General features: G+C 70.5%; 27 protein-coding genes. 12 read left to right on the top strand and 15 right to left on the bottom strand.

Annotated elements, in window-relative coordinates; genetic code table 11:
* Positions 1 to 71: 71 nt before the first annotated feature.
* From ABN611_RS10125 to ABN611_RS10135, 3 genes are all read left to right on the top strand, one after another.
* Positions 72 to 689, top strand: a complete 618-nt coding sequence (locus ABN611_RS10125; protein WP_350279552.1) for a DUF624 domain-containing protein — start codon at positions 72 to 74, stop codon at positions 687 to 689.
* A gap of 60 nt (positions 690 to 749) precedes the next feature.
* Positions 750 to 2,234 (top strand): MFS transporter, encoded by a 1,485-nt coding sequence (locus ABN611_RS10130; protein ID WP_350279553.1) that lies wholly within the window; start codon positions 750 to 752, stop codon positions 2,232 to 2,234.
* Between the two features lie 165 nt (positions 2,235 to 2,399).
* Complete coding sequence (locus ABN611_RS10135; RefSeq protein WP_350279554.1) at positions 2,400 to 4,856, top strand: Tex family protein; 2,457 nt, start codon at positions 2,400 to 2,402, stop codon at positions 4,854 to 4,856.
* A gap of 100 nt (positions 4,857 to 4,956) precedes the next feature.
* Here the strand turns inward: ABN611_RS10135 and ABN611_RS10140 are convergent, their stop codons facing one another.
* A complete protein-coding gene (locus tag ABN611_RS10140; RefSeq protein ID WP_350279555.1) occupies positions 4,957 to 5,157 on the bottom strand; it encodes a heavy-metal-associated domain-containing protein in 201 nt (66 codons plus the stop codon).
* On the bottom strand, positions 5,154 to 5,534 hold the full coding sequence (locus ABN611_RS10145) for a nuclear transport factor 2 family protein (protein ID WP_350279556.1): 381 nt from the start codon (positions 5,532 to 5,534) through the stop codon (positions 5,154 to 5,156). The genes ABN611_RS10140 and ABN611_RS10145 overlap by 4 nt, the downstream gene beginning before the upstream one ends.
* Positions 5,535 to 5,571: 37 nt before the next feature.
* On the opposite strand from ABN611_RS10145, the gene ABN611_RS10150 reads away from it, so the two are divergent.
* On the top strand, positions 5,572 to 6,141 hold the full coding sequence (locus tag ABN611_RS10150) for a TetR/AcrR family transcriptional regulator (protein ID WP_350279557.1): 570 nt from the start codon (positions 5,572 to 5,574) through the stop codon (positions 6,139 to 6,141).
* Here ABN611_RS10150 and ABN611_RS10155 read toward each other — a convergent pair.
* The 3 genes from ABN611_RS10155 to ABN611_RS10165 are packed head-to-tail and all read right to left on the bottom strand — an operon-like array spanning position 6,124 to position 7,917.
* Positions 6,124 to 6,681, bottom strand: coding sequence for a hypothetical protein (locus tag ABN611_RS10155; protein ID WP_350279558.1), 558 nt, complete (start codon positions 6,679 to 6,681; stop codon positions 6,124 to 6,126). The genes ABN611_RS10150 and ABN611_RS10155 overlap by 18 nt on opposite strands.
* A 2-nt stretch (positions 6,682 to 6,683) precedes the next feature.
* The gene (locus tag ABN611_RS10160; protein ID WP_350279559.1) at positions 6,684 to 7,460 is read right to left on the bottom strand and encodes a GNAT family N-acetyltransferase; all 777 of its coding nucleotides are present in this window, start codon (positions 7,458 to 7,460) and stop codon (positions 6,684 to 6,686) included.
* 52 nt (positions 7,461 to 7,512) lie between these two features.
* Positions 7,513 to 7,917, bottom strand: coding sequence for a helix-turn-helix transcriptional regulator (locus tag ABN611_RS10165; RefSeq protein ID WP_350279560.1), 405 nt, complete (start codon positions 7,915 to 7,917; stop codon positions 7,513 to 7,515).
* Between the two features lie 61 nt (positions 7,918 to 7,978).
* Between ABN611_RS10165 and ABN611_RS10170 the strand changes: the two genes are divergently transcribed.
* Entirely contained in the window at positions 7,979 to 9,160 is a 1,182-nt protein-coding gene (locus tag ABN611_RS10170; RefSeq protein ID WP_350279561.1) for an MFS transporter, read from the top strand.
* Here the strand turns inward: ABN611_RS10170 and ABN611_RS10175 are convergent.
* On the bottom strand, positions 9,144 to 9,560 hold the full coding sequence (locus tag ABN611_RS10175) for a helix-turn-helix domain-containing protein (protein WP_350279562.1): 417 nt from the start codon (positions 9,558 to 9,560) through the stop codon (positions 9,144 to 9,146). The genes ABN611_RS10170 and ABN611_RS10175 overlap by 17 nt on opposite strands.
* Positions 9,561 to 9,623: 63 nt before the next feature.
* Here ABN611_RS10175 and ABN611_RS10180 point away from each other — a divergent pair, with 63 nt between their 5' ends.
* The 3 genes from ABN611_RS10180 (at position 9,624) to ABN611_RS10190 (ending at position 11,801) form a co-directional block, all read left to right on the top strand.
* Positions 9,624 to 11,009 (top strand): MFS transporter, encoded by a 1,386-nt coding sequence (locus ABN611_RS10180; RefSeq protein WP_350279563.1) that lies wholly within the window; start codon positions 9,624 to 9,626, stop codon positions 11,007 to 11,009.
* 277 nt (positions 11,010 to 11,286) lie between these two features.
* The gene (locus ABN611_RS10185; RefSeq protein ID WP_350279564.1) at positions 11,287 to 11,481 is read left to right on the top strand and encodes a hypothetical protein; all 195 of its coding nucleotides are present in this window, start codon (positions 11,287 to 11,289) and stop codon (positions 11,479 to 11,481) included.
* The gene (locus ABN611_RS10190; protein ID WP_350279565.1) at positions 11,478 to 11,801 is read left to right on the top strand and encodes a hypothetical protein; all 324 of its coding nucleotides are present in this window, start codon (positions 11,478 to 11,480) and stop codon (positions 11,799 to 11,801) included. The genes ABN611_RS10185 and ABN611_RS10190 overlap by 4 nt, the downstream gene beginning before the upstream one ends.
* Before the next feature lie 147 nt (positions 11,802 to 11,948).
* Here ABN611_RS10190 and ABN611_RS10195 read toward each other — a convergent pair whose 3' ends face one another.
* Together ABN611_RS10195 and ABN611_RS10200 are read right to left on the bottom strand one after the other, a co-directional pair.
* Entirely contained in the window at positions 11,949 to 12,701 is a 753-nt protein-coding gene (locus ABN611_RS10195; protein ID WP_350279566.1) for a hypothetical protein, read from the bottom strand.
* A 409-nt stretch (positions 12,702 to 13,110) separates the two neighbouring features.
* Entirely contained in the window at positions 13,111 to 13,911 is an 801-nt protein-coding gene (locus tag ABN611_RS10200; RefSeq protein ID WP_350279567.1) for a methyltransferase domain-containing protein, read from the bottom strand.
* 90 nt (positions 13,912 to 14,001) lie between these two features.
* Between ABN611_RS10200 and ABN611_RS10205 the strand changes: the two genes are divergently transcribed.
* Positions 14,002 to 14,865 carry an aminoglycoside phosphotransferase family protein gene (locus tag ABN611_RS10205; protein ID WP_350279568.1) on the top strand — a complete coding sequence of 288 codons (864 nt, stop codon included), beginning with the start codon at positions 14,002 to 14,004 and terminating at the stop codon, positions 14,863 to 14,865.
* Here the strand turns inward: ABN611_RS10205 and ABN611_RS10210 are convergent.
* From ABN611_RS10210 to ABN611_RS10220, 3 genes are all read right to left on the bottom strand, one after another.
* Positions 14,851 to 15,597: a phytanoyl-CoA dioxygenase family protein gene (locus ABN611_RS10210; RefSeq protein ID WP_350279569.1), complete on the bottom strand. Its 747-nt coding sequence runs from the start codon at positions 15,595 to 15,597 to the stop codon at positions 14,851 to 14,853. The genes ABN611_RS10205 and ABN611_RS10210 overlap by 15 nt on opposite strands.
* Positions 15,598 to 15,638: 41 nt before the next feature.
* Positions 15,639 to 17,057 (bottom strand): alpha/beta hydrolase, encoded by a 1,419-nt coding sequence (locus ABN611_RS10215; protein ID WP_350279570.1) that lies wholly within the window; start codon positions 17,055 to 17,057, stop codon positions 15,639 to 15,641.
* A 93-nt stretch (positions 17,058 to 17,150) separates the two neighbouring features.
* A complete protein-coding gene (locus tag ABN611_RS10220; RefSeq protein ID WP_350279571.1) occupies positions 17,151 to 17,513 on the bottom strand; it encodes a nuclear transport factor 2 family protein in 363 nt (120 codons plus the stop codon).
* A 125-nt stretch (positions 17,514 to 17,638) separates the two neighbouring features.
* Between ABN611_RS10220 and ABN611_RS10225 the strand changes: the two genes are divergently transcribed.
* From ABN611_RS10225 to ABN611_RS10235, 3 genes are all read left to right on the top strand, one after another.
* Positions 17,639 to 18,433 (top strand): helix-turn-helix transcriptional regulator, encoded by a 795-nt coding sequence (locus ABN611_RS10225; RefSeq protein WP_350279572.1) that lies wholly within the window; start codon positions 17,639 to 17,641, stop codon positions 18,431 to 18,433.
* The gene (locus ABN611_RS10230; RefSeq protein ID WP_350279573.1) at positions 18,430 to 18,933 is read left to right on the top strand and encodes a DinB family protein; all 504 of its coding nucleotides are present in this window, start codon (positions 18,430 to 18,432) and stop codon (positions 18,931 to 18,933) included. Before ABN611_RS10225 ends, ABN611_RS10230 begins: the two co-directional genes overlap by 4 nt.
* A gap of 102 nt (positions 18,934 to 19,035) precedes the next feature.
* Complete coding sequence (locus ABN611_RS10235; RefSeq protein WP_350279574.1) at positions 19,036 to 20,241, top strand: hypothetical protein; 1,206 nt, start codon at positions 19,036 to 19,038, stop codon at positions 20,239 to 20,241.
* Positions 20,242 to 20,921: 680 nt separating this feature from the next.
* Here ABN611_RS10235 and ABN611_RS10240 read toward each other — a convergent pair.
* The 4 genes from ABN611_RS10240 to ABN611_RS10255 form a co-directional block, all read right to left on the bottom strand.
* Positions 20,922 to 21,410, bottom strand: a complete 489-nt coding sequence (locus ABN611_RS10240) for a hypothetical protein (protein WP_350279575.1) — start codon at positions 21,408 to 21,410, stop codon at positions 20,922 to 20,924.
* On the bottom strand, positions 21,407 to 21,931 hold the full coding sequence (locus ABN611_RS10245; RefSeq protein WP_350279576.1) for a SigE family RNA polymerase sigma factor: 525 nt from the start codon (positions 21,929 to 21,931) through the stop codon (positions 21,407 to 21,409). Before ABN611_RS10245 ends, ABN611_RS10240 begins: the two co-directional genes overlap by 4 nt.
* Positions 21,932 to 21,952: 21 nt before the next feature.
* The gene (locus ABN611_RS10250) at positions 21,953 to 23,293 is read right to left on the bottom strand and encodes a GGDEF domain-containing protein (RefSeq protein WP_350279577.1); all 1,341 of its coding nucleotides are present in this window, start codon (positions 23,291 to 23,293) and stop codon (positions 21,953 to 21,955) included.
* A 155-nt stretch (positions 23,294 to 23,448) separates the two neighbouring features.
* The gene (locus ABN611_RS10255; protein ID WP_350279578.1) at positions 23,449 to 24,993 is read right to left on the bottom strand and encodes a helicase HerA-like domain-containing protein; all 1,545 of its coding nucleotides are present in this window, start codon (positions 24,991 to 24,993) and stop codon (positions 23,449 to 23,451) included.
* Positions 24,994 to 25,028 lie beyond the last annotated feature (35 nt).

Below are 25,028 nucleotides of genomic sequence, written 5' to 3' on the forward strand. Positions count from 1 at the left end.
CCCCTGGTCCGATCGTGATTGTTCGTGATCATACGATCAGGACCCGCCCGGACGGAACGAGGAGGCGCCCGGTGGAGAACGCCGGCCGGACGAACACCGTACTGACGAAGTTGTCGATCGTCGGCGACCTGCTGATGCTGCAGCTCGCGTTCCTGGTGATCAGCCTGGGCATCCTCACGCTCTTCCCGGCCGCGTTCGCGCTGCAGCGCGTGGTGCCGGATGCCATCGCCCAGGACCGGCCGAAGCTGATGCGGCGGTTCTTCGGCGAGTTCCGCTGGGCGATGAAGCGGTTCTGGCTGGCCGGGTTCGGGCTGTGGACGGGGAGCGTGATGCTCGCGTTCGGCCTCTCCTTCTGGGCCTACTCGTCCGGACCGGCGCGGATCTTCGCGCTCGCGGTACTGATCCCGCTCACCGGGATGATCCTCGGCCTCTACCTCAGCGGCCTGGCGATTCTCCCCGAGGCGCCGACGACCGCCACGATGAAGACGCTGTTCCGCTCGGCCAACCTGTTCCTGCTGCGGCGGCCGCTGCCGGTCGCCGGCGGTGTCGTCGTACTGCTCACCTGGTTCGCGCTGGCGTCCCAGCTGCCGACACTGCTCCTCGTAGGCAGCGGACTGGTCCCGGCGCTCACGGCGTACGCCCTCGCTCGGACCCGTCGCGAAAAAACTTCCGAAGACGTGTCAATCTGAGCCCTCCCGGTTCGACGTAGAGGTGTAAGGCCACTACGACGAACTGCAAGGAGAACCGGAATGCACGCGACGACCGACACCCTGGCGACGACGCCGGCCGCGCAGGGCGGCCGCTCGCGCTGGCTGGCCCTCTACACCCTCTGCGCGGGCATGTTGATGATCGTGCTCGACGTGACCGTGGTGAACGTGGCCCTGCCGTCGATGCAGGACGACCTCGGCTTCACCAACTCGGGCCTCGCCTGGGTGGTGAACGGCTACATGATTCCCTTCGGCGGCCTGCTGCTGCTGGCCGGCCGGCTCGGTGACCTGATCGGCCGCCGGACGGTCTTCCTGAGCGGACTGACCCTGTTCACCGCCGCCTCCATCCTCTGCGGGGTGGCCGGCAGCCAGGAGATCCTGGTGGCGGCGCGCTTCATCCAGGGCGCGGGCGGCGCGCTGACCTCGGCCGTCATCCTCGGCATGATCGTGACGCTGTTCCCGGAGCCGCGTGAGCAGGCGAAGGCGATCGGCATCTACGCGTTCGTGGCCTCGGCCGGCGGCTCGATCGGCCTGCTCGCCGGTGGTGTCCTGACCCAGGCGATCAACTGGCACTGGATCTTCTTCGTGAACCTGCCGATCGGCCTGGTCACCGGCCTGCTCGCGCTCCGGCTGATCGAGAAGGACAAGGGCCTCGGCCTGGGCCGCGGTACCGACATCCCGGGCGCGCTGCTGATCACCGCGGCCCTGATGGTCGGCGTGTTCACCATCGTCAAGCCGGCCGCCGAGCTGGGCTGGACCGCCGGCCGGACCGTCGCACTCGGCCTGCTCACGCTGACCCTGCTGGCCGGCTTCATCGTCCGGGAGGCGACCGCCGCCAACCCGCTGGTGCCGCTGCGGATCTTCAAGTCCCGCACCCTGACCGGGGCCAACCTGGTCCAGGCGCTGTCCGCCTCCGGGATGTTCGGCATCTTCTTCCTCGGCTCGCTGTACCTGGAGCGCGTCCTCGGGTACTCCGCACTGGAGATCGGCCTGGCCTTCCTGCCGACCACCGTGATCATGGGGCTGCTGTCGGTCCGCTACTCGGAGAAGCTGATCACCCGGTTCGGCCCGCGCAAGCCGCTGATCACCGGCCTGGCGCTGATCACGGTCGGCCTGGCGCTGTTCACCCAGGCCCCGGTCGGCGGCGAGTACGTCGTCCACGTCCTGCCGGTGCTGGCGCTGCTCGGACTGGGTGCCGGGATGTGCTTCCCGGCGCTGATGGGCCTGGCGATGGCTGACGTGAAGCCGGAGGACGCGGGCCTGGCTTCCGGCGTCGCCGGCACCTCCGGGCAGGTCGGCGCCGCCCTCGGCCTCGCCGTCCTGGCGACGCTGGCCGCGACCCGTACGACGAATCTGCAGTCGTCCGGCAAGCCGGCCGTCGAGGCCCTGATCGACGGCTACCACCTGTCCTTCGGAATCGCGGCCGCCATCATGGCCCTCGCCGTCGGAATCGCCCTCACCGTCATGCGCCCGGCCAAGCGGGACGCCGAGCAGGAGACCGCGGACATCGTGCTCGAAGCCGCCTGACCAGCCGTCCGCCGAACTCCCCGCGCCGCCGGTGCGGGGAGTTCGGCGCGGTTGTCCACAGGTGGGGTGCGATGCGGTTTCGGGGTGCGGGGTGGGATGGGGAAGGATATGGGGCCTGGCCGGGGCAGAATGCTCGGTGGTTGTCGGGCGTAGAGGGGAACGAACGTGGTGGTGCAGTCGATCGAGCAGCGGATCGCCGGTGAGCTGGAAGTCGGCGAGAACCAGGTGCGCGCAGCGGTGGCGCTGCTGGACGAGGGCTCGACGGTCCCGTTCATCGCGCGGTACCGCAAAGAGGTCACCGGGATGCTGGACGACGCGCAGCTGCGCACGATCGAGGAGCGGCTGCGGTACCTGCGGGAGCTCGAGGAGCGCCGGCAGACCGTGCTCGAGTCGATCGAGAGCCAGGGCAAGCTGGACGACGCGCTGAAGGCCTCGATCCTGGCCGCCGACACGAAGTCGCGCCTCGAGGACATCTACCTCCCGTTCAAGCCGAAGCGCCGTACCAAGGCGATGATCGCCCGGGAGAATGGGCTCGAGCCGCTCGCCGACGGGTTGCTGGCCGACCCGGACGTCGAGCCGATCGCCGCCGCGGCGGTCTTCGTGAACGCCGAGGTCCCCGACCCGCAGGCCGCGCTGGACGGCGCCCGCGCGATCCTCGTCGAGCGGTTCGCCGAGGACGCCGACCTGATCGGTGAGCTGCGCGAACGGCTCTGGGAGCAGGGCCGGCTGGCGTCGGCCGTCCGGGAGGGCAAGGAGACCGAGGGCGCGAAGTTCTCGGACTACTTCGACTTCGACGAGCCGTTCACGAAGATGCCGTCGCACCGGATCCTCGCGCTGTTCCGCGGCGAGAAGGAGGACGTGCTGCAGCTCACCGTCGAGCCGCTGCCGGCAGGCGTCGAGGCGGACGGACCGACGGAGTACGAGACCACCATCGCCCGCAAGGTCGGCGTGGAGAACCTCGGCCGCCCGGCCGACAAGTGGCTGGTGGAGACGGTCCGCTGGGCCTGGCGGACGAAGATCCTGGTGCACCTCGGCATCGACCTGCGGATGCGGTTGCGGCAGGTCGCCGAGGACGAGGCGATCCGGGTGTTCGCGGCCAACCTGCGCGACCTGCTGCTGGCCGCCCCGGCCGGCACCCGCGCGACGATGGGCCTCGACCCGGGCTTCCGGACCGGCGTCAAGGTCGCCGTCGTGGACGCCACCGGCAAGGTCGTGAACACCGGCGTCATCTACCCGCACGTCCCGCAGAACCAGTGGGACAAGTCGATCGCCACGCTGGCCGCACTGGCCGCGGCTCACGACGTCGAGCTGATTGCCATTGGCAACGGTACGGCGTCCCGCGAGACCGACAAGCTGGCCGCGGAGCTGATCGCCAAGCACCCGGAGCTCAAGCTCACCAAGGCGGTCGTGTCCGAGGCCGGCGCGTCGGTGTACTCGGCGTCGGCGTTCGCCTCGCAGGAGCTGCCCGGGATGGACGTCTCGCTGCGCGGCGCGGTCTCGATCGCGCGCCGGCTGCAGGACCCGCTGGCCGAGCTGGTGAAGATCGACCCGAAGTCGATCGGCGTGGGTCAGTACCAGCACGACCTCCCGGAGAACTCGCTGTCCCGCTCGCTGGACGCGGTCGTCGAGGACTGCGTGAACGCGGTCGGCGTCGACCTGAACACCGCGTCCGCGCCGCTGCTCACCCGGGTCTCCGGCATCACGCCCGGCTTGGCCGACAACATCGTCCAGCACCGCGACCTGAACGGCCCGTTCAAGACCCGGACGGCGCTCAAGGAGGTCGCGCGGCTCGGCCCGAAGGCGTTCGAGCAGGCCGCCGGGTTCCTCCGGATCCCCGACGGCGACGACCCGCTGGACGCGTCGAGCGTGCACCCCGAGGCCTATCCCGTCGTACGGCGGATCCTCGACGCGACCGGCTCCGACGTGAAGTCGCTGATCGGGTCGGCGGAGCTGAAGCGGCTGAAGGCGGCGGACTTCGTCGACGACATGTTCGGGCTGCCGACCGTGACCGACATCCTCGCCGAGCTGGAGAAGCCGGGGCGGGACCCGCGGCCGGCGTTCAAGACCGCGGTGTTCGCCGACGGGGTGGACAAGATCGCGGACCTGAAGCCGGGGATGCGGCTGGAGGGCCAGGTCACGAACGTGGCGGCGTTCGGCGCGTTCATCGACATCGGCGTCCACCAGGACGGGCTGGCGCACGTGTCCGCGCTGTCGAAGAACTTCGTCAAGGACCCGCGCGAGGTGGTCAAGCCCGGCGACATCGTGACGGTGAAGGTCCTCGAGGTCGACATCCCACGGAACCGGATCTCGCTGACGCTCCGGCTGGACGACGAGGTCGGCGGCGGCCAGGGCGGCCGCGGCGGCCAGGCGCGCGGACAGGGCGGTCAGGGCGGTCAGGGCGGCGGGCAGCGGCGTGGTCCAGGCGGTCAGGGCGGTCGCGGACCCGGCGGCCAGGGCGGTGGCGGCCGCGGTCCCGCGGGTCAGGGGCGCGGCGGCTCGCAGGGCCAGGGTGGCCGCGGCGGGAACCGAGGCGCAGGCGGTCGCGGCAACCAGGCCGACACACCGATGGACGAGACCTCCCTCGCCGACGCCTTCCGCAAGGCCGGTTTCACCGTCCGCTGACGCGGCACGACGACCGGAGCGGTGTCTCGGCGTACCTCGATCAGGTGCGGAAGTACGACTGCAGGTCGTTTCCGAGCGGCGTCGTGCTGCTCACCTATCGTCAGTCGACGACCTCGTAGCCGGCGGACTCGACCGCGGCGCGGATGGCGTGCCGGGCGATCGGGCGGTCGGCGGTCAGCTCGACCGAGCCGGTCGCGAGGTCCACGGTGACCGACTCGACGCCTGGCAGGGCCTCGAGTTCCTCCGTGACGAAGCCGGCGCAGTGGGAGCAGGTCATGCCGCGCACCTGGAACGTGGTCATGACGCGCTCACATCCCGCGTCGCCTGCGTCGTACGGCGGATCCGGCCGTCCGGGGCGAGTTCGCCGAACAGGTAGACCTCGGTCGAGATCGTCCGCCCGCGCCGCGTCTCCGCGTGGATCGTGAACCGCGCGGCCAACCGGTCCGCGGTGCGGATCGCCTCGTGGACGTCGTACTTGCAGGAGACCACGTTCTTCCGGACCGGGCGGAGGTGGTCGATCAACCGCTGCCGGTCGAGTGTGACGCCGTCGGCGACCTGCTCGATGTCGGGCGTGTAGTACCGGTCCACGACCGCCTCGGCGTCACCGCCCGCGACGACCTCCCGGGTGAACGACTCGAAGAAGTCCGCGACGAACTCCCGTGCGCTTAAGTCTGACATACCGTCAAAGATAAGCAGAACCGCTAACCTTGACAAGGTGTCAGAGAATAAGCCCAGACGTCGCCGGGCCGACGCGGACCGCAGCCGTACGGCGATCCTGGCCGCGGCGATCGCCCTGCTCGACGAACAGCCGGACGCGAGCCTGGAGCGGATCGCCGAGGCCGCGCACGTCACGCGGCAGACGGTCTACGCCCATTTCGCGTCCCGGGACGTGCTGCTGAACGCCGTACTCGACGAGCTGACCGCGGCGACCCTGACCGCGATCGATGCCCTGGACCTGGATGAAGGGCCGGCACTGGACACCGCCCTGCGGATCGTCGACCTGGCCTGGCACCTGTTCGAGCAGCACCCGTTGCTGTTGCACATCCAGCCGACCGGCACGCAGGACACCCGCCACGATCCGGTCACCGACCGCCTCGAGCGCCTGATCCGCCGCGGCCAACGCACCGGCGAGATCACCCGCGCGCTCCCCGCCCCCTGGCTGGTCACCGCCCTGACCGCGCTAGGTCACGCCGCCGGCGAATCGGTTGCCACTGGCAAGCTCACCCCGCGAGCCGCCAACAAGACCCTGCACACCACCCTCACCCGCTTACTCCAACCCATCTAGGGATGCGGTGACAGCGAAGGTGCGATCCGCATGCGCAACCAGCGCATCGGTCAGCTCCGGGCAGTGGTTGCCGGCCCACCGCGCGAGCGCTTCGAGCAGCCCTTCGAGGTCCGCCTGCACCATCCGGCAGATCCGAGGCATCTCACTTCGCAGGACCCGAACCGGCTGCCCCTCACGGACTGCCTCAGCGCGCCAGTCCTCGTCGCCCCGCGGCCAGATCGTCAGCCCCGCGTCGTCGACCTCCGGCCACGGCCCGTCATGCCCGAGATCCGGCTTGGCATCGACCCAGGTCCGCCAGTCCTCCAGCAACAGACAACACCCCGGCAGCACCTGCGCCCCCGTAGCAGGGTCGGTCAGGCGCACCCCACCGAAGACACTCCGCTCACTGTCCTGCAAGATCCGCTCAACAGACTCCCGCGGCGCCGCCGCCTCCCCCAACCAGAGCTCCACCAGCCGCCCGGTCTCACCCGCGGACAACCGCCCGTCGAGCCGAAGCCACCCGGCCCCGTCCTCGGCAACGATCTCCGCCAGGACCGGCATCGTCAGCGGAGGTCTGCGAGGTGGCCGCCGGGGTCGCCCAGGTGAACCGCGGTCGCCCTCGGGGCGTACCCGAGGCGCCGGTACACGCGGTCGGCGCCGTCGTCGCCCGGGGTGAGCCAGGCCAGGGTGGCACCGGCGAGCTCGAACGACTTGAGCGTCGCGTACGCCGTTGCGATGCCGCCGAAGCCCCGGCGCCGGTGGCTGTGCAGCGTTCCGACGCCGGCAACCTCGGTCACCGCGTCGGCTACCGCGGTCCACGCGGCGGTTGCGACCGGTACGTCGTCGGCGTACACGAGGACCGCTCCGCCGTTGGACGGGTCCGGCTTGAAGTCGAAGCCGGCGCCTTCCATCTCGTAGGCCTCCGCGGACACCTCGTTGACCAGCTTCTGGTCGTCGTCGGACGCGACCAGCTTCACCGTGACCCCGGCGGGGAGCTCGGGCGTGATGAGGTCGTCCGGCTCGACCACGAGCAGCGGCAGCCGGGAGACGATCGTCATCCCGTCCGCTTCGAGGGCCTCGGCCAGACCCGGGTTCGCCTCGTCGACGAGCTCCGCACTCAGCCATCGTCCCTCGGCGGCGAACGCCTGCCGGATGATCGCGAGCGACGGCGCGACCTCGTCCGGGATGAACGCCCGCCCGGGTTCGGCGGCGACCATCGTCGACAGGTACCAGTCGTCGCGGTCGTGCAGCATCCCCGCCAACGGCCCCGCGACGATCTGCCGCCGCGACCGCGCCAGCCCTTCCACCTGCGCCCGCGCGATCCGCGCCCCGATCTCCATGTCGCGGACCCTACGACGCCGCGGCCCCACCTCGCGACCCGGTTACCACCCGTCAGGCGAGTTGGACGAGGTCCAGGAGGCGGTTGAGGTCGGTGGGAGTGGGAGCGCGACCCAGGAGCGGAGTGAGGGAGTCGAGCGTGGCGATCAGGTGCTGGCGGGTGGCGGCGTGGGAGCGGCCGGCGGCGAGGGTGGTGAGCAACTGGTTGGCGCGTGGGGAGTTGGCCACCAGCTCGGCCCCTGCGGATGGTGCTTCGACCGGCTCGCCGGTGTCGAGGCGCACCTCGAGGCGGGCGCCCAGAGCGGTGGCGAGTCGGTCGAGGGCGGACAGGGTGGGGTTGCCGCGGCCGTTCTCCAGGTTCGCGATGTAGGGGACCGACAGGCCCGCGTCCATGGCCACCGACGCGATCGTGCGGCCGGCTGCCTTGCGGCGGTCTCGTAGTACCTCGCCCAGCTCCATGAGGACTTATCTTCACAGAACATATTTGCCGTTGTCTATCTCATCAGGATAGTTTCCAGTCATGCGCAATCGCGACTTCCGTCGGCTGTGGCTGAGTGGTGCGGTGTCCGGGATCGGGTCCTGGCTGCTGGTGGTCGCGATTCCGTTCCACGTGTTCGCCCTGACCGGGTCGGCGGTAGCGACCGGGCTCGCGCTCGCGCTCGAAGCCCTTCCGGCCCTACTGATCGGGCCGTGGGCCGGCGTGCTGCTCGACCGGTGGGACCTGACCCGTGCGATGTGGATCGCGGACCTCGCCAGCGCGGCCGCGGTCGGGCTGATCCTGTTCGCCGACCGGGACCGGATCTGGCTGATCTACCTCGCGATCCTGCTCGAGAACACCGCCACCACCGTCTTCCGCCCGGCCTCCCGCGCGCTGTTGCCGACCGTCGTCGGCACCGGTGACGAACTCGCGAAGGCCAACGCGATCAACGCCGTCACCGGCAGCGCGATCCGGCTCGCCGCGCCGCCCCTCGGCGCCCTGCTGCTGGCCGGCCCCGGGATAACCTTCGTGCTCGCCGTCGACATCGCCAGCTACTTGTCGTCAGCAGCAATCATCGCGACCGTCCGCACCCGCCGCCGGAACGCGACCGCCGAACCACCGCGACTGCGCGAAGGCCTCCGCGTCACCGTCCGGCACCGAGCGCTCCGCGGCATCCTCATCGGCCAGACGTTCTTCCTCACCGCGAACGCCGGCCTCACCGCTCTCCTCGTACCGTTCACCGTCGACCGCCTGGACGCGCCCGGGTACGTCGTCGGCTACCTGATCTCCGGCCTTGGCGCCGGGTACCTCATCGGGGCCGCGCTCAGCACGAAAGCCGCCCGCCTCCTCAGCACCCGCGACCTCCTGGCCGCCACCCAACTCGCGACCGCAGCGGCGTACTTGGCCCTCTTCAACGCCCCGGGCATCGCGACAGCCGTCGCCGCGGCCGTCCTGATCGGCTTCCCCGGCAGCATCCTGCTCATCACCGCGGAGACGACGATCCAGCGCACCGCACCAAGCGAAATGCTCGGCCGCGTCGGGGCGCTGTTCTTCGCCGCCGACTCACTCGCCCTGCTGGTCGGCGCGCTCGCCGCCCCGGCCGCGACGATCCTGCTCGGCCTGCCCGTCACCCTCAACCTGCTGGCCGCGCTCGCCGTGCTCGCCGCACCTGTGACGCTGGTCGCCGTACCAGGTCACCCGGCGAACTTCACGAGGACGAGGTGAGCGCGTCGTACCGCGCCCGCGCGGCCGCGATCTCGCTCTGATGGGTCTCCGTCCAGGTGACGAGCGACTGGATCGTGGTGTGCAGCGTGACGCCGAGCGGTGTGAGGGCGTAGTCGACGCGGGGCGGCACCACCGGGTGCACGGTACGGCTCACCAGCCCGTCCCGCTCCAGCTGGCGCAGTGTGACGGTGAGCATCCGCTGGCTGATCCCGTCGATCGTCTTCTTCAGCTCGGTGAAGCGCATCGACTCGGTGTCCAGCAGCGCGATCACCAGCAACGACCACTTGTCGGCGATCCGGTCCAGGATCTGCCGGACGTCACAGTCCTCACGGGTGTCCCACTGGAACGCGTCCTCGGTGCAGCAGAGGTGACTCGGTTCCTTTGAAGTGCCTTCTTCCACAATCCTTGATGGTTCCTGAAGATGAGGTCAGTTACAAGAGATAACCGACCACGAGGAGCCTTCGTGTCATCAACCGTCACCCAGTCGCAGCGGCTCACCGGCCGCGCCTGGGCCGTTCTGTTCGTGCTCTGCGGCGCGATCTTCCTGGAGGGCATCGACGTCTCGATGATGGGCGTGGCCCTGCCCTCGATCCGGGCCGACCTGGGCCTGTCCACCGGCGAACTGCAGTGGATCGTCAGCGCATACGCGCTCAGCTACGGAGGCTTCGTGCTGCTCGGCGGCCGCGCGGCGGACCTGCTCGGGCGGCGCCGGATGTTCGTCGGCTGGCTCGTCGTGTTCCTGCTGTTCAGCGGGCTCGGCGGCTTCGCGACCGAGGGCTGGGTGCTGATCCTGGCGCGGTTCGTCACCGGCGTCGCGGCCGCGTTCCTCACCCCCGCGGGCCTGTCCATCATCACGACGACGTACCCGGAAGGACCGCAGCGCACCAAGGCGTTGCTGGTGTACGCCGGAACCGCGGCCGGCGGCTTCTCGCTGGGCATGGTCACCGGCGGGCTGCTCACCGCGATCGACTGGCGCTGGGTGTTCTTCGCGCCGGTACTCGTCTCGGCGGTCATCCTGGCCGGCGCCCTGGCGCTGATCCCGCGCGACACCGCGGCACCGACTCCGCGGCAAGGCTTCGACATCCCCGGCGCACTCACCCTGACGGGCGCCATGTTGTTGCTGGTGGCAACCGTCGTCCGCGCGCCGGACGTCGCGGCCGGCCAGACAGCGGTGACGGCCGCCGCCGGAATCCTGCTCCTGCTGGTGTTCTGGTCGATCGAACGCCGGACGTCCGCGCCGCTGGTCCGCCTCGGCCTGCTGCGGAACGCGGCGCTGGTCCGGGCGAACACCGGCGCGATCCTGCTCGTCGGCTCGTTCGTCGGCTTCCAGTTCGTCGCGGTGCTGTACCTGCAGGAACTGCGCGGCTGGTCCGAGCTCGAGACCGGGCTCGCCCTGATGGTGATCGGCATCGACGCGATCCTGGCGCCGACCCTCACACCCTGGCTGGTGAACCGTTTCGGCAACGCCCGCGTGGTTTTCGGCGGCTTCCTGCTCGCCGCGATCGCGTACGCCGCCTACCTGCCGCTCGGCGCCGACTGGACGTACCTCGCGATGCTGCCCGCGTTTCTCCTGCTGGGGCTGGCGTTCGCGCTCACCTACGGCCCATTGACGATCGCGGCGACCGAGCGGGTGGCCGAGGACGAGCAGGGCCTGGCGAGCGGCGTACTGACGACCTCGTTCCAGTTCGGGTCGGCGCTCGGGCTCGCGGCGGTCGCCGCCGTACTGTCCGGTGCGGGCGAGCTGACGATCGACGGTTTCCGGACCGGACTCGTGGTGCCGCTGGCGGCCGCCGTGCTCGGTGTCCTGGTCGCATTTCCGGTCCGTGAGCGGCTGGGCGCAAAGGGTTAGCAGGACGCCATACATTTCTCCGTACGCCGAATACCCGGGCGTCGCCGAATCGTTATCGGCAAATAGCTGCAACCATTCTTGACAGCGATTCGGAGTCCGCCCGGACCTCGCGGAGAGGGCGTTGACCTGCGGGTTCGTAGGGTTTCCCTACTCTGCGTTAGGCCTCTGTAAAGGTCCCTTCCGAAGTGTTCCGGAAGGGCGGGCCGGTGCGGTGTTCTTTATCTCGACGCCGGACAAAGCCGTCCGGGGTACGACCGAGACTGCCGAAGGAATCGCGATGACCGAGACGCTCGAAGCCCCCGCAACGCATCGCCGGGTGCGGGTCTGGTTCGGCGCGCACCCGATCGCGGACCACACCGCCGACGCGGAGCAGGCAGTGCACTACGAGGAAGCCATGCGCCGCCGCTTCGCCTCCCTCCGGGTGACGAGCGAGCCGGTGCTGGTGGACACTCAAGCGGTGCCTGGGCGATGACCACCCGGCCGACGCTGCTCGGGTACGTACGGGCCGACGCGCTGAGCTGCGCGGAGGAGCTGGCCGCGGCGACCGATTCCCTCGCCGCCTTCGCCAGCGCCGAGGGGTTCACCCTCGGCACCGTCTACACCGAGCGCGACGCGGCCGAGTCCGCGGCGTTCCATGCCCTCCTCGACGAGGTGAAGCGGTCCGACGTCCGAGCGGTCGTCGTACCGACCATGAACCACCTCGGCCTCGGCGACCCGGGCGGTACTCCGGCGGCGATGCGGCAGCACCTCGCGTTCCACCACGCCCAGGTCCTGGCGGTGGATCCGAGATAACTCCACACAGGCAAGCGGAGCTGACGTCTTGACCCCTGCATCGGCGTCGGTTCCGCTCTCCACCTCCACAGCTGCACCGGGGATGCCCGGGCGGTAGTGGACCACCAAGGCCCCACCGGCTGCTACCGGTGGGGCCTTGTCGTTGGCTCAGGCGACGATCTTGTACCCGTACCGCTTCATGACCGCGGCGACGGAGTTGTTGAAGATCCCGGTGACCTCGAGCTCGAAGTGCAGCTGCACCTTCCGGATCACCCGCTGGAAGTGCAGGTGCCACGGCACGCCGGCCGCCGGCACCGTCTCGGCCTTCGTGATCGCGCCGACCCGCGGGTGCGCCGCCCAGGCGATCACCCGGGCCCGGTCCGCGCCCCAGACCCCGGTCATCGCGTCGTGCGTCCGGGCGTACTCCATCGCGGCCAGCGAGATCGTCGAGTCCGGCACCGGCTCCTTCGCCGCGTGCGCCTTCAGGTACAGCTCCCAGGTCATCCCGTAGTACCCGGGCGGGCCGTCGTCCGGGCCGCGGTTCGCCAGCCCGTTCCGCTTCCGCCGGTACTCCGCCACCTGGTGCGCCGCGCCCCGGGACAGCTCCTTGTCGCCGACCGCGATCGCGTGCACGTGGTACGGCCAGTTGCCCTGCGCCGGCGTCCGCAGCCAGGCCGCGAACCCGACCTGCCGCAGCGCCTTCACCACCGCGACCCGCTGCGCGGCGCTCTTCGTCCGGACGTCGACGTCGACCGCGCCGCCGCCGTCGTGGGTCCCGGCCGAGGCGCCGACGCCGCCGGCGTTGTACGACCCCTGCAGGATCGCGAACTTCGAGGCGTACAGCCGCTCGGCCGCCTCGACCATCGCCACCGTGCGCTTGTTCATCGTGAAGCCGCGCCAGGAAATCCTTGCCTCAGGCATCTTTCACGCCCGCCGCCCCGAGGATCACGTCCGCGTCCTCGGCCGCACCGAGCGCCTCCAGCTCGTCCAGCACGTCATCGGTCAACTCGTCGTCGAACACTTCCGGCATCGCCGTTCCTTCCCCCTGAACACCCTGGTGCACGAAAATCGCCGACCAGCCTAAGCGGCTGCCAGGTCAGCTACTACCGGTGAAGGTTTGAGGAACGTGAAGTTTTCCGCCGGTTCCGCGTGCCGGGGTGTGTGCCGCGGCGCGATCTGGGGTACCTGTAGGTGGTCCCGCGGTTCGGTCAGTGCCATTCGGGCATGGGTGGTGTTCACCGAGCCGCGAGTTCTCCCACTGAGGGGCGGGAGAACGACCGGCCCGGCGGGTGTGTCTCTCCCAGGACGCACCCGCCGAGGCACGGAGTCTTCAGAGCGCGGACGCGACGAACAGGTACCTGTTCAGGCTGAAGAAGTAGCTGTCGCCGAGACCGCGCAGGTCGTCGGCCCAGTCGCGCGCCTCGTCCGCCGTCACGTCGCCGTGACCAGGCACGAAGTCCGCCACGATGTCGATCAGGCCGCCGCTGAACGTCCGCTGGTCGTAGCCGGTGTTGAGGATCGGCACCACCTGCTGGTGCGTCGGCGTGAATCCGGTCTTCACCAGTACGTCGGCCAGCGTCCGCGGCAGGTACGGATCGGCCAGGTGGTCCTCGAACGCGGTCAGCACCCGGGCCATCCGCGCGTCGTCGTGCGACCGCCACACCACCGACCCCCAGTCGGTGTCGAGCAGTACGACGCGACCCGCCGGCCGGAGCACCCGCCGCACCTCGAGCAGCGCGCCGGCCACGTCGTCGACGTACTCGAGGACCTGGGTCGACACCACCACGTCGAAGCTCTCCGCCGGATACGGGATCCGGTCGACCGAGGCCAGCTCGAGCTCGATCCCGGGCCCGTCCGGCACCTCGGACCGGGTCCGCGCGATCGCGAGCATGCTCTCGCTGATGTCGATCCCGCAGATCCGGCCGTCCGGACCGACCTCGCCGGCCATCTCCGCGGCCAGCAGGCCCGGCCCGACGCCGACGTCCAGCACCCGGTCACCCGGCCGCAACGCCAGCGCCGCCCGCACCGCCCGGCGCTGCTCGACCACGTCCGGCGTCGTGTACACCGCTTCGATCTGCCGGGACAGCTCCGCGTCGAAACGCAGCCCGTCCATCTCAACCTCTCCGCCCATGCCCAACATGATGGTCCTCCACCCCACCCCTGGGGAGGGCAGATCGAAAACCGGGAGCAGTGCCCCGGGTTGCCCCGTTAGCCTGACCGGATGATCGAGTTGCCGGCCGAGTTCCTGCGGATGCCGCGCTGGTGGACCGAGGGCGCCGACTGGCTGCGTGACCTGCCCGCAGCGGTCGATCGGCAGTGTGCACAGTGGAAACTCGACATCGTGGGAGCGGTTGCCCACGGCTCGAACGCGGTCGTCGTACCGGTCGACCGGGGTGGCGACGAGTTCGTACTGCGGATGTCGCCGCCCGGAACCGAGGTGGCCGAGCAGGTCCACGCGCTGCGGTGGTGGGCAGGCCGGGGCATGGCCCTGTTGTACGACGCCGACGTCGAGGCGGGTGCGATGCTGCTGGAGCGGCTCTCCACGCCGTTGACCACCAGGCCGGTGGACGAGGCGGTCGTCGTACTCGGTCAGCTGATGCGGCGGCTCGCAGTACCAGGGCCGGACGACGTCCTGTCGACGGCCGAGATCGTGACCAAGCGGTCGGCCGAGCTGGAGTCGCAGTGGGACCAGCTGGGCCGTCCGTTCTCGAGCAGCATCCTGCGGGCGGCACTCGACGTCGCGCCGGCGCTCTCGCGGACCGGCGCGACCTTCGCCGTCAACGGCGACTTCCACTCCGACCAGGTGCTCGCGGGCACGAGGGAGGAGTGGCTGACGGTGGACCCGGTGCTGTACCGCGGCGACATCGAGTTCGACCTCGGCCGGGTGCTGTGGACACGGCTCGACGAGATGACCGACATCGTCCGGTACTTCGATCTCGCCGTGGCCGCGGCCGGCCTGGACCGGGACCGCGCGCGGGACTGGGTGATCGGGCGGACGGTCGACTACTGGCTCTGGGGACTGTCGGCCGGACTCACCGAGGATCCGGTGCGCTGCGCGCGGCTGGTCAGCTCACTTTCCAGATGAAGCGGCCCAGATGAACCGGCTGCGCATCATCCGCGGGGCATCGGTCGCGTTCGGGGCGATCGAGTGCAGGATCCACGGGTGGGTCAGGTACACGTCGCCCGCTTGCCCGGTGAGTTCGACGACGCGGACCGGGAGGCCGTCGAGCTCGGCCGGCGCCAGCGGGTCCACCTCGCGCCGCTCCGAGGTCAGGTTGCGGAACCACGGATCGGACCGCAGTACCTGATCGCGGACCGCCTTGAACTCGCGCTCGTCCGTCGTCGTCAGGAACCGCTCGATGATCCGGTGCGAACCCGCGACCTGCGGGGTTCCGCCGCCGCCCGGCTCCAGGTCGCCGAGCAACGCCCAGATCTTGACTGCCTCCTGCGTGCGCTCGAAGCCGACGTCGGTGTGCCACTGCCGGTGCGGCACCGACCACGGCACACTCTCCGGCATCGTGACCAGCACCTGCCCGGCGTGCTCCGGCTCGTCCCACGCGCCGAGCAGGCCGTCGAGCGCCGAACGTACCTTCGGGCCGAGGACCGCGAGGGCCGCACGACTCGACTTGGCGGTCTTCAGGCCGGTCGGCCGGGTCGGGTGCCAGGTCGAACGGTCCGCGCGGTCCATGCCGTGCCGCGTGGACAGCTCGTTCCACAGCGCGTCCCGCATCCGGGCGGCCGCGTCGGCGGGGAACGCGGACCGGAGCTTCACGATCCCGTCGCGCTCGAAGACGTCCAGCTCGTCGGCGGTGAGCATGCGTCCATCCTGCGCAGGCCCGCCGCGGATCCTCCACCCAATTAACAGTTCTGCGCCGGCAGCCTCCCCTCGAGGAGGTACTCGGTGATCCGGTCCCGCGCACAGGCCGAGTTGAAATACGCCGTGTGCCCGAAGAGGTCGGCCGTCAGCAACCGGCTGTTGTCGATCTGCCGCGCGAGACTGCGGGCGTTGCTGACCGGCGTCGACGGGTCGTGCAGCGTCGAGGTGATCAGGATCGGCGCCGTACCGCGCACCGGCGTGGCCTGCCACGGGTTGCTCGGTGGGATCGGCCAGCCCGCGCAGGCAGCGGTCAACGCCCAGCCCTCGACCGCCGCACCGACGCGCGGCGCGACAGCCTCGGCAAGGGCGAGCCGGGCGCGCGCATCGGCGTACCCCTTCAGTTCGCCGGGCAGGTCCATGCAGGACACGGCGGCGTACGCGGTCTCGGCATCACCCACGTAGCTGACATTGGCGAAGTCGGCGCCGTCGCCCTTCGTCGCCTTGGCCAGCGCGTTCGCGAGCACCGACCAGTTGTCCGAGACCATGCTGGTCAACGGCAGCAGGCTCGGCAGCGCCATCCGCAGTACGTCGCCGTTCACCGGGCCGTGTGGTCCGGTCAGCGGGGTCTTGTCGGCCTTGCGGACCGTCGCGTCCCAGACCGCGCCGACGTCCTGCCCGTGCAGCGCGCACGCGCTGTCCTTCGCACACCAGGCGGTGAACCGGTTGAACCCGTCCTCCATCGCCTTCGCCTCGTCGAGCATGAACTTCCGCGCGCCCTGCTTGTGGTCCACGATCCCGTCGAGCACCATCCGGCCGACGCGGTGCGGGAACTGCTGCGCGTACAGCGTTCCCAGGAACGAACCGTAGGACAGGCCGATGTAGTTGAACTTCTGCTCGCCGAGCGCCGCCCGGATCGCGTCCATGTCGCGGGCGACGGTCCGGGTGTCCAGGTTGCGCATCAGGTCGCCGTGCTTCCGCAGGCACTGTTCACCGGTCGCCCGGCTCGACGCCACCATCGCGTCGTACTGCGCTTTGGACCTGGGGAACACCGGTACGCCGGGACGCAGCACCGGGCCGCAGTCGAGCTGACTGCTGCTCCCGGTCCCGCGCGGGTCGAAGCTGATCAGGTCGTACCGGTCCCGGAACTGCGGCAGGATCGCCTCCGCGAGGCCCGCGGCGAAGATCGATCCGCCCGCACCTCCCGGTCCGCCGGGGTTGAAGAACAGTGCGCCGAGCTTGTGCCGCTGGTCCTTCGCCGGGACCTTCGCGACGAAGACGTCCGTCGTCGGGCCCGACGGTTTCGACCAGTCCAGCGGCACGGTGAGCGTCGCACACTGCTCGACCGCGCCGGGTCTACAGGCCTTCCAGTCCAGGGCTTCCGCGGCGGCCGCCGGACTTGCCGGTACGGCGGCCGCCAGCACGGCCCCTGCTATCGATGCCGCTGTCAACGATCTCCACATGCCCGACAACCTAGGCGGCGGGCCTGGCGCCGGGCATCCGCCGATCGGCGATTCCCGGCTCCGCCGGAAGTCGTAGTCCGCGGCAGCAGGACCTCAGTGTTCCGGCGCGAAGTCGTGGAAGCCGATCAGCTTCTGGATCTTCCCGTCCGCGTCGAGCACGACGATGTCGGTGCCGCCGGCGACCGGCTCCTGGCCCTCGGCCTGCAGGTGCCAGGTCCAGCGCAGGTAACCGTGGTGCTCGTCGATACCGCCGACCCGGACGAACGACAGCCCGGGGAACATCTGCTGCGCGGCGCCGACCAGCTTGTTCAGCTCGTCGTGGCCGGTCGTCGCGAAGCTCGGGTCCTGGAACGTCGCGTCCGCGGTCCAGGTGTCCGCGATCAGTCCGGCCCGGCGGTCGGCGTCGGCGGCGTTCCACATCGCGAAGTACTGGTCGGCGAGAGCGGTGGCGTTCATGGTGTTTCCTCCTCGTTCGGTTCGGATGACCAGAACCTTGCCGTCGCGCACCGCAGACCGTCGATGACGTCGGAGGTAATGGAGTTGTCTATGTCGCGCCGAGGGCGGCCCGCTACGGTCGGACCATGGCAGCGACGATCGAGGAGACGTTCCAGCGCCCGGTAGGCGAGCTTCTGCGCGGCTGGCGGGAGCGCCGTCGGCTGAGCCAGCTCGAGCTCGCGAACCGGGTCGAGGTGTCGACGCGGCACGTGAGCTTCGTGGAGACCGGGCGGTCGCGGCCGAGTCGCGACATGGTGCTGCGGCTGGCCGAGCAACTCGACGTACCGCTCCGGGACCGCAATCAGCTGCTGCTGGCCGGCGGCTTCGCGCCGATCTACAGCGAGTCGTCGCTGCACTCGCCGTCGATGCTCGCGATCCGTACCGCGCTGCGCCGGCTGCTGAAGGCCCACGAGCCGTATCCGGCGCTGGTCGTCGACCGCTGGTGGAACATCGTCGAGGCGAACGCCGGGATCGCGATCTTCACCGCCGACGTCGACGAGAAGTTGCTGCAGGCACCGATCAACGCGCTCCGGCTGACCCTGCACCCGGACGGCCTGGCGCGCCGGATCGGCAACCTCGCCGACGTCCGGGCGTCCGCCCTCGCGAGCCTGCACCGCCAGGTTGCGGCCACCGCGGACCCGGACCTCCAGGACCTGTACGACGAGTTGCGGGGGTACGCCGTCCACGACCAGCCCTCGGCGCCCGGTCCGACGGATGTCGTCGTACCGTTCGAGCTCACCCACGACGGACGGGAGTTGTCGTTGCTGACGACCATCGCGACCTTCGGTACGCCGCTCGACGTCACGGTGTCGGAGCTGATGATCGAGTCGTTCTACCCGGCGGACGACGCCACCGCGGAGTACCTGCGAGCGCTGTCGTGACGCCGGAGCGGGAGGTCGCCGACACCCTCGAGCTGCATCTGCGGTTCCTCGACCGGTACCGCGGCGTCATCGAGGCCAAGCTGACCGGGCTGAGCGACGCCGACCTGCGGAACAGCCGGCTGCCGTCCGGGTGGGCGCCGCTGGAGCTGCTGAAGCACCTGATCTTCATGGAGCGGCGGTGGCTGCGGTGGGGGTTCACGGCCGAGCAGGTCGATCGGCCGTGGGGCGACTCGGCGGACGACCCGGAAGGCCGCTGGACACTCGACCCGGACGACACGCTCGAAAGTCTGCTCGCCCAGCTGCATGCGGGTGGTGAATTCACCCGGCAGGTGGTGCGCGGTGCGGACCCGGCCACGGTCGCGCCGGTCGGCGGGCGGTTCGGGCCGGACGACCGGCCGACGCTGAACTGGATCCTGTTCCACGTGCTCGAGGAGTACGCCCGGCACGCCGGGCATCTGGACATCGTCCGCGAGCTCGTGGACGGCGTGACCGGCGAATAGGTCACCGTCCGGTCGCGAGGAATTTATTGACGGGCTAGCCAGAAGTGATGTTCATGAGTCACATTGGGTGAGCACACCTTCACCGCCCCGGAGGTTCCGCCCATGCGCATCACCCGTTCCAGCGCGCTCGCCGTCTGTCTGGCCGCGACCGCCGCGTTCTTCACCGCCTCCCTGCCCGGGACCAGCACCGCCGCCGCCCCGTCGCCGGTCCCGGTCACCGCCCAGCCGGTCGCCGGAGCCGGCAACGTCGAGGTCCAGGGCAACCGGATCGTCCTCGGCGCCGCACCGGCCGCGATCGGCTCGAGCGGAGTCAAGCAGCGGGCCGGGCTCGCCGAGCTCAGCCCGGTCCGGCTCGCCGCCCGTACCTCGGCCGTCGTCGTCGGCTACAACTCCGGTACGCCGGACGGCTCCTCGGCCGAGGTCGACGTACGGTCCTGGACCGGCAGTCGCTGGACAGAGTGGACGGCGGCAGAGGCCGGTACGCCGGTCGCGCTGCCGGCCGCGAGCGACCAGGTCCAGGTCCGCATCATCGTCAGCGCGCCGCCGACCGGAGCGCGCCCGTGGGTCGGCGACGTCACCGTCGAGCCCACCGGCACCGCGGCCGGTTCCGGGATGACCATCCAGGCCGCGCCGCTCAAGTCGCGCGTCTTCGCGACGCGGGAAGGTCTGGTCGGCGGTACGACGGCCAACGGCCACGTGATCGTGAACCGCGACCACTTCGTCGCGCTGCCGTCCCGGCGCGGGCTGTCCGCGAACGGGTCCGGCACCTACTCGGTCAAGGTCTGCACCGCGACGCGCTGCGCGTTCGAGCCGGTGTGGGACGTCGGGCCGTGGAACACCAAGGACGACTACTGGAACCCGAGCTCGATCCGCGAGATGTGGAAGGACCTGCCGCAGGGCAAGCCCGAGGCGCAGGCCGCGTACCAGGACGGCTACAACGGCGGCAAGGACCAGTTCGGCCGCACGGTCGCGAACCCGGCCGGGATCGACCTCGCCGACGGGACGTTCTGGGACGCGTTGAAGCTGGTCGACAACGCGTGGGTCGACGTCACGTACCTGTGGACCGGTGACGGAGGCCGCGGCACGGTGTCGATCTCGTCCGGCTACCTGAACGTCCGCAACGCCCCGAACTCCACCGCCACCATCGTCGGCATGGCCGGCAAGTCCGCCCAGGTCACCGTCGAGTGCCAGACAACCGGGCAGAGCGTCACCGGCTCCCAGGGCACGAGCAGCATCTGGCTCCGCGTCCACACCGGCATGTACGTAGCCAAAGCCTGGGTCAACGCCGGCACCTTCGCCACCTGCTAACCCACTGCTGCCCGCGCGCTTGCCAACCGGTAAGCGCGCGGGCCGCGCATGTCGTTGTACCGACGAACGGGTAGTGGTGCTGGGTGTGGGCCAGGTAGCGCCGGATGTCAGGCGCGGCCAGGCCCGCCGGGCGGCACCAGTACCCGTTCTTCGGTACATGGTCCGGCTACTTGCCGGCGGGGAACTCGGTCGGCGGCTGGGCGGGCGTCGGCTCCGCCGTGCGGGTCGGTGGCAGGGTCGGGGTCGGGCGGGGTGCACGCGTCGGCGTTGCCGGTGGGATCGAGACGGTCGGCGTCGGCCGGGGCACCCGGGTCGGCGTTGCGGTTGGTGCCGGTGTCGGGGTTGCCGGGCGGGTTGCGCCTCGCGGAAGGGTTGGTACCGCGGTCGGACGGGCGACGGTGGGGGTTGCCGGGCGGGGCCTGGTGGGGGTGGTGGCGGGCACTGGTGATGGGGTCGATGCGGCGGGACCGCCTGTAGTGCCGGTGTCGGCCGTTAAGCCGGTGCTGCGTGCTACTGCGGTGCCGGCTACTGCGATGCCGATCACGGCGGCGGTTGCGATTCCGCCCAGCAGCAAGCGGGTTGCCTGTCGCTTGCGGCGTACCTCGTTCATTTGTTGCCCTCCGCACCTGTTTGGTATTCGGTCGGGCTGAAGGACGCGGCCGGGCAGGGAAATGGTTCTGTCAGCGACGGGTCGGCGTACTCGGGGTCGACGGCACTCCGCTCGGTGTGCGCGTCGGCCGGGCGGTGGTGCGCACCGGCCGGACCGACCCGGTGGGTACCGCGGTCGGCGGTCGGGTCACCGGAGTGGTGGGCGGCACCGTCGGCGTCGGAGCAGGCATCGTCATCGACGGAGTACGCCGACCCGGAGCCGGCGTCGACACGGTCGGCCGGGGCACCTTCGAGACACCAGGCCCTTCCGAACCCCCCGGCCCCTCCGAAACCCCGGGCCCCGCCGGCTGTGGGGCCTGTCCCGACGACGGCGAACCCAGCACCCCGGCGACCACAACCACCCCGACCACCGCCGCCGAACCAGCCACCGCCGCGAGCCGTCCCCGCGCACGCCGCCGTCGCGCCCCCGCGATCATCCGCGCCGGGTCGAGCGGCGGGACGGAGTGATCCGGGGCCAGCACCACCCGCAGCTCCTCCTCGACCACCCGGTCGTCGTTCATGCTCGCTCCTCCACACCGCTCAGCTCCGGCGCGGCCCGCAACTTGCCCAGGGCCCGCGCGTTCGCGCTCTTCACCGTCCCGATCGCCACCCCGAGCACCGCCGCGGTCTCCCGCTCGGTCAGGTCCTCGACATACCGCAGTACGACGACCGCGCGCTCGCGCCGGCTCAACGTGGCGAGCGCGGCCCGGACCGCCACGCGCCGGTGGACCGCCCCGCTCTGATCAGCCTCCGCCTCGATGAACAGGTCCAGCTCGAAGGCGTCACCGCTGGGCCGCTCCCGCCACGGACGCCGCCGTACCCACGACAAGTGCTGGTTGACGACGGCCTGCCGGACGTACGCGAACGGGTCGGCCAGCTCGATCCGGTCCCAGCGCAGGTACGCCTTCTCGAGCGCGCTCTGCACCAGGTCCTCGGCGAGACCGGCGTCGCCGCAGAGCATCCGCGCGAAGTGCACCAACCGCGCGGACCTGGCCAGCACGAATGCCGTGAAGTCGTCGTCACGACTCCCCGCTGCCGCCATGCGTGCTCCGTCCTGCCGTCCTCACCGCACAGGACGCTGCGCCGGAGCCAAAGGTTCTGTCTGTTCGGAGAATTTCGTGGCGGCGGTGAAACCGGGCAGCGTGACGGTGTCCGCGGCCAGCCGGACCCGGTTGCGCCCGGCGGCCTTGGCGGCGTACATCGCGCGGTCGGCCCGGAGCAGCAGCTCGTCGACGGTCGCCCCGTCGGCCGGGTAGACGGCGACCCCGATGCTCACGGTCAGCCGGAAGGTGTCCGGATCCAGGTCCGGATCGTCGAGTACGCCGGCGCACATCGCAGCCAGCGGACTGTTGGCGACCGCGTTGCGCAGCCGGTCGGCGGTCACGGTCGCCTCGTCGAGACCGGTGTCGGGCAGCGCGATCACGAACTCCTCGCCGCCGAACCGCCCGATCACGTCCTTCACCCGGATCGCACTGCGCAGGATCGTGGCGACCGCGCGCAGAGCCTCGTCGCCGACCAGGTGCCCGTGCCGGTCGTTGACCTGCTTGAAGTGGTCGATGTCGATCAGCAGGACCGCCATCGACTCGCGCTGGGTCCGGGAGGTGCGCAGCATCTGCTCGGTCCGGCGGCGCCACCAGTCGACGCGGGTGAGGCTGGTCTTCGGGTCGGTCTGCGCCTCGGTCTCGAGCTGGCCGAGGAGCAGCGCGCGCTGCGCGGTCAGCGTGATCGGGATCGCGACGAACGCGAACCACGGCGTGACCAGGCAGGCCGCCGCGAGCAGACAACCGAAGGTGGCCGCGGTCGCGTCGGTGCACAGGTCGTCGAGGCCGCCGATCGTCTCGCGGCGGTTGCTGCCCGGGATGATCAGCGAGATCGCGAGCCCGCAGAGCAGCGTGTCGGTCACGACGTACGCGACCGCGCCGCCGGCCATCGCGACGACCAGGCCGAGGCCGCCGTCGCCCGCCAGTTCGCGGGCCGAGACGAAGACCGCGTGCGCCGCGCCGACCGCGAGGACGTGCACCGCGGTCGAGAAGGCCCAGCGGTACGGGATGCACTTGCCGGCCCGGATCCGCCACCAGATTCGCAGCAGTACGGCGACCAGGATCGCCAGCGCCGGATGCAGGATGAGCGCGGCGGCGATCATCCAGGCGGGCGCGAGGTCCTTGTGCAGCGCGCCGCCGCGCCGCCGCCGGTTCTCCACGCGCCGCGCACCCTCGACGGAGATCAGCGCGGACACCGTCAGCGCGAACACGACGTCCAGCCCGCGCCAGCTCGGGAGCTCGGTGAACGCGTACGCGCCGTAGCCGATCGCGGCCAGGTCGACGAGCATCACAACGGCGAACGCCGGGACCGTCAGGGTCCAGAGCGTCCAGGAACGTATCGCCCGCCTACTCTGTGCAACCATCAGTTCACACGGTACGACGAGTAGGCGTCAGCTCCCAATCCGTGACGGCGCGGCTGTGGATGACGACTTGAGAACGATCCTGGGTCGCTGAAATTCAGTCGTTTGATCAACAACCAGTGCGGGTTTTTCCTTGCGGGCAAGGGAAAACCGGACGCTCAGCGCCGCCGGCGAGCAGCGCCGAACAGCCCGCGGACGATCTCCCGCCCGGCCGACCGCGCGAACTGCTTGAAGGCCGACGACCCGATGACCTGCTCGACCATCGACTTCTCCTGCTTCTGCGCCCGCGGCCGCGGTTCCTCCCGCGGAGCCCGCTCGGCCTGCTGCTGCTCCGCCTCGGCCTGCGCCGCGCCGGCCTGCACCTTCGCCGCCAGCACCTCGTACGCCGACTCGCGGTCGAGCAGCTCGGCGTACTTCGCATTGTTCGCCGAGGCCTGCACGGTCGCGGCGAGCTGCTCGGCGGAGGCCGGCGCCATCAGCGACTGCGGCGCCCGCAGCCGGGTCCACGCGACCGGCGTCGGCGCGCCCTTCTCGTTCATCACCGTCACGATCGCCTCGCCGATCCCGAGCTGGGTCAGCACCTCGCCCAGGTCGTACGACGAACTCGGGAACGTCGACACCGTCGCCTTCAGGGCCTTGGCGTCGTTCGGCGTGTGCGCGCGCAGCTGGTGCTGCACCCGCGAACCGAGCTGGGCCAGCACCTCGTCCGGCACGTCCTTCGGGGTCTGCGTCACGAAGAACACGCCGACGCCCTTCGAGCGGATCAGCCGGACGGTCTGCGCGATCGACTCCAGGAACGCCTTCGACGCGTCGTTGAACAGCAGGTGCGCCTCGTCGAAGAAGAACACCAGCTTCGGCTTGTCCACGTCGCCGACCTCGGGCAGGTCGTGGAACAGGTCGGCGAGCAGCCACATCAGGAACGTCGAGAACAGCGCCGGGCGGTCCTGCAGGTTCGGCAGCTCGAGCAGCGAGACGACGCCCTTGCCGTCGCGCTGCTGCAGCAGGTCCGCGGTGTCGAACTCGGGCTCGCCGAAGAACGCCTCGGCGCCCTGGTCCGCGAACCCGATCAGCGCCCGCAGGATCACGCCCGCGGTGGCCGCGGACAGGCCGCCGAGCTGCTTCAGGTCCTCCTTGCCCTCGTCGGAGGTGAGGTGCTGGATGACCGCCCGCAGGTCCTTGAGGTCGAGCAGGGTCAGGCCGGCCTTGTCGGCGTAGTGGAAGATCAGGCCGAGCGAGGACTCCTGGACGTCGTTCAGCCCGAGCACCTTGGACAGCAGCACCGGCCCGAACGACGTGATCGTCGCGCGGATCGGGACCCCGGTGCCCTGGCCGCCGAGCGCGTAGAACTCGGTCGGGAAGCCGGTGGCGGTCCAGTCCTGGCCGATGCCCTTGGTCCGGGCGAGCAGCTTGTCGCCGCCGGCACCCGGCTGCGAGATGCCGGACAGGTCACCCTTGATGTCGGCGGCGAACACCGCGACCCCGGCCGCGGACAGCTGCTCGGCCATCAGCTGCAGGGTCTTCGTCTTGCCGGTACCGGTGGCGCCGGCGACCAGCCCGTGCCGGTTCATCATGCCCAGCGGGATCCGGACCGCGGCCTCCGGGTTGGGCTCGCCGTCGACCAGCAGGGCACCGAGCTCGAGCGCCGCCCCCTCGAACGCATACCCCTGCTTGACGGTCTCCACGACGTCGGCTGTCTCGGCCATCTCAGCGTGCCTTTCCCCGGTTGACGGAACTACCC

Origin of the sequence: Kribbella sp. HUAS MG21 (assembly GCF_040254265.1) — a bacterium.
In the GTDB taxonomy this organism is placed as follows: domain Bacteria; phylum Actinomycetota; class Actinomycetes; order Propionibacteriales; family Kribbellaceae; genus Kribbella.

Excerpts from the sequence above, each read along its gene's own strand:
- ABN611_RS10165 (WP_350279560.1), bottom strand. The coding sequence starts at position 7,917 with ATGGAGCTGGGCGAGGTACTACGAGACCGCCGCAAGGCAGCCGGCCGC.
- ABN611_RS10200 (WP_350279567.1), bottom strand. The coding sequence starts at position 13,911 with ATGGGCGGAGAGGTTGAGATGGACGGGCTGCGTTTCGACGCGGAGCTG.
- ABN611_RS10225 (WP_350279572.1), top strand. The coding sequence starts at position 17,639 with ATGGCAGCGACGATCGAGGAGACGTTCCAGCGCCCGGTAGGCGAGCTT.
- ABN611_RS10215 (WP_350279570.1), bottom strand. The coding sequence starts at position 17,057 with ATGTGGAGATCGTTGACAGCGGCATCGATAGCAGGGGCCGTGCTGGCG.
- ABN611_RS10185 (WP_350279564.1), top strand. The coding sequence starts at position 11,287 with ATGACCGAGACGCTCGAAGCCCCCGCAACGCATCGCCGGGTGCGGGTC.
- ABN611_RS10240 (WP_350279575.1), bottom strand. The coding sequence starts at position 21,410 with ATGAACGACGACCGGGTGGTCGAGGAGGAGCTGCGGGTGGTGCTGGCC.
- ABN611_RS10190 (WP_350279565.1), top strand. The coding sequence starts at position 11,478 with ATGACCACCCGGCCGACGCTGCTCGGGTACGTACGGGCCGACGCGCTG.
- ABN611_RS10170 (WP_350279561.1), top strand. The coding sequence starts at position 7,979 with ATGCGCAATCGCGACTTCCGTCGGCTGTGGCTGAGTGGTGCGGTGTCC.
- ABN611_RS10235 (WP_350279574.1), top strand. The coding sequence starts at position 19,036 with ATGCGCATCACCCGTTCCAGCGCGCTCGCCGTCTGTCTGGCCGCGACC.
- ABN611_RS10160 (WP_350279559.1), bottom strand. The coding sequence starts at position 7,460 with ATGGAGATCGGGGCGCGGATCGCGCGGGCGCAGGTGGAAGGGCTGGCG.
- ABN611_RS10155 (WP_350279558.1), bottom strand. The coding sequence starts at position 6,681 with ATGCCGGTCCTGGCGGAGATCGTTGCCGAGGACGGGGCCGGGTGGCTT.
- ABN611_RS10250 (WP_350279577.1), bottom strand. The coding sequence starts at position 23,293 with ATGGTTGCACAGAGTAGGCGGGCGATACGTTCCTGGACGCTCTGGACC.
- ABN611_RS10195 (WP_350279566.1), bottom strand. The coding sequence starts at position 12,701 with ATGCCTGAGGCAAGGATTTCCTGGCGCGGCTTCACGATGAACAAGCGC.
- ABN611_RS10255 (WP_350279578.1), bottom strand. The coding sequence starts at position 24,993 with ATGGCCGAGACAGCCGACGTCGTGGAGACCGTCAAGCAGGGGTATGCG.
- ABN611_RS10245 (WP_350279576.1), bottom strand. The coding sequence starts at position 21,931 with ATGGCGGCAGCGGGGAGTCGTGACGACGACTTCACGGCATTCGTGCTG.
- ABN611_RS10210 (WP_350279569.1), bottom strand. The coding sequence starts at position 15,597 with ATGCTCACCGCCGACGAGCTGGACGTCTTCGAGCGCGACGGGATCGTG.
- ABN611_RS10140 (WP_350279555.1), bottom strand. The coding sequence starts at position 5,157 with ATGACCACGTTCCAGGTGCGCGGCATGACCTGCTCCCACTGCGCCGGC.
- ABN611_RS10205 (WP_350279568.1), top strand. The coding sequence starts at position 14,002 with ATGATCGAGTTGCCGGCCGAGTTCCTGCGGATGCCGCGCTGGTGGACC.
- ABN611_RS10130 (WP_350279553.1), top strand. The coding sequence starts at position 750 with ATGCACGCGACGACCGACACCCTGGCGACGACGCCGGCCGCGCAGGGC.
- ABN611_RS10145 (WP_350279556.1), bottom strand. The coding sequence starts at position 5,534 with ATGTCAGACTTAAGCGCACGGGAGTTCGTCGCGGACTTCTTCGAGTCG.
- ABN611_RS10220 (WP_350279571.1), bottom strand. The coding sequence starts at position 17,513 with ATGAACGCCACCGCTCTCGCCGACCAGTACTTCGCGATGTGGAACGCC.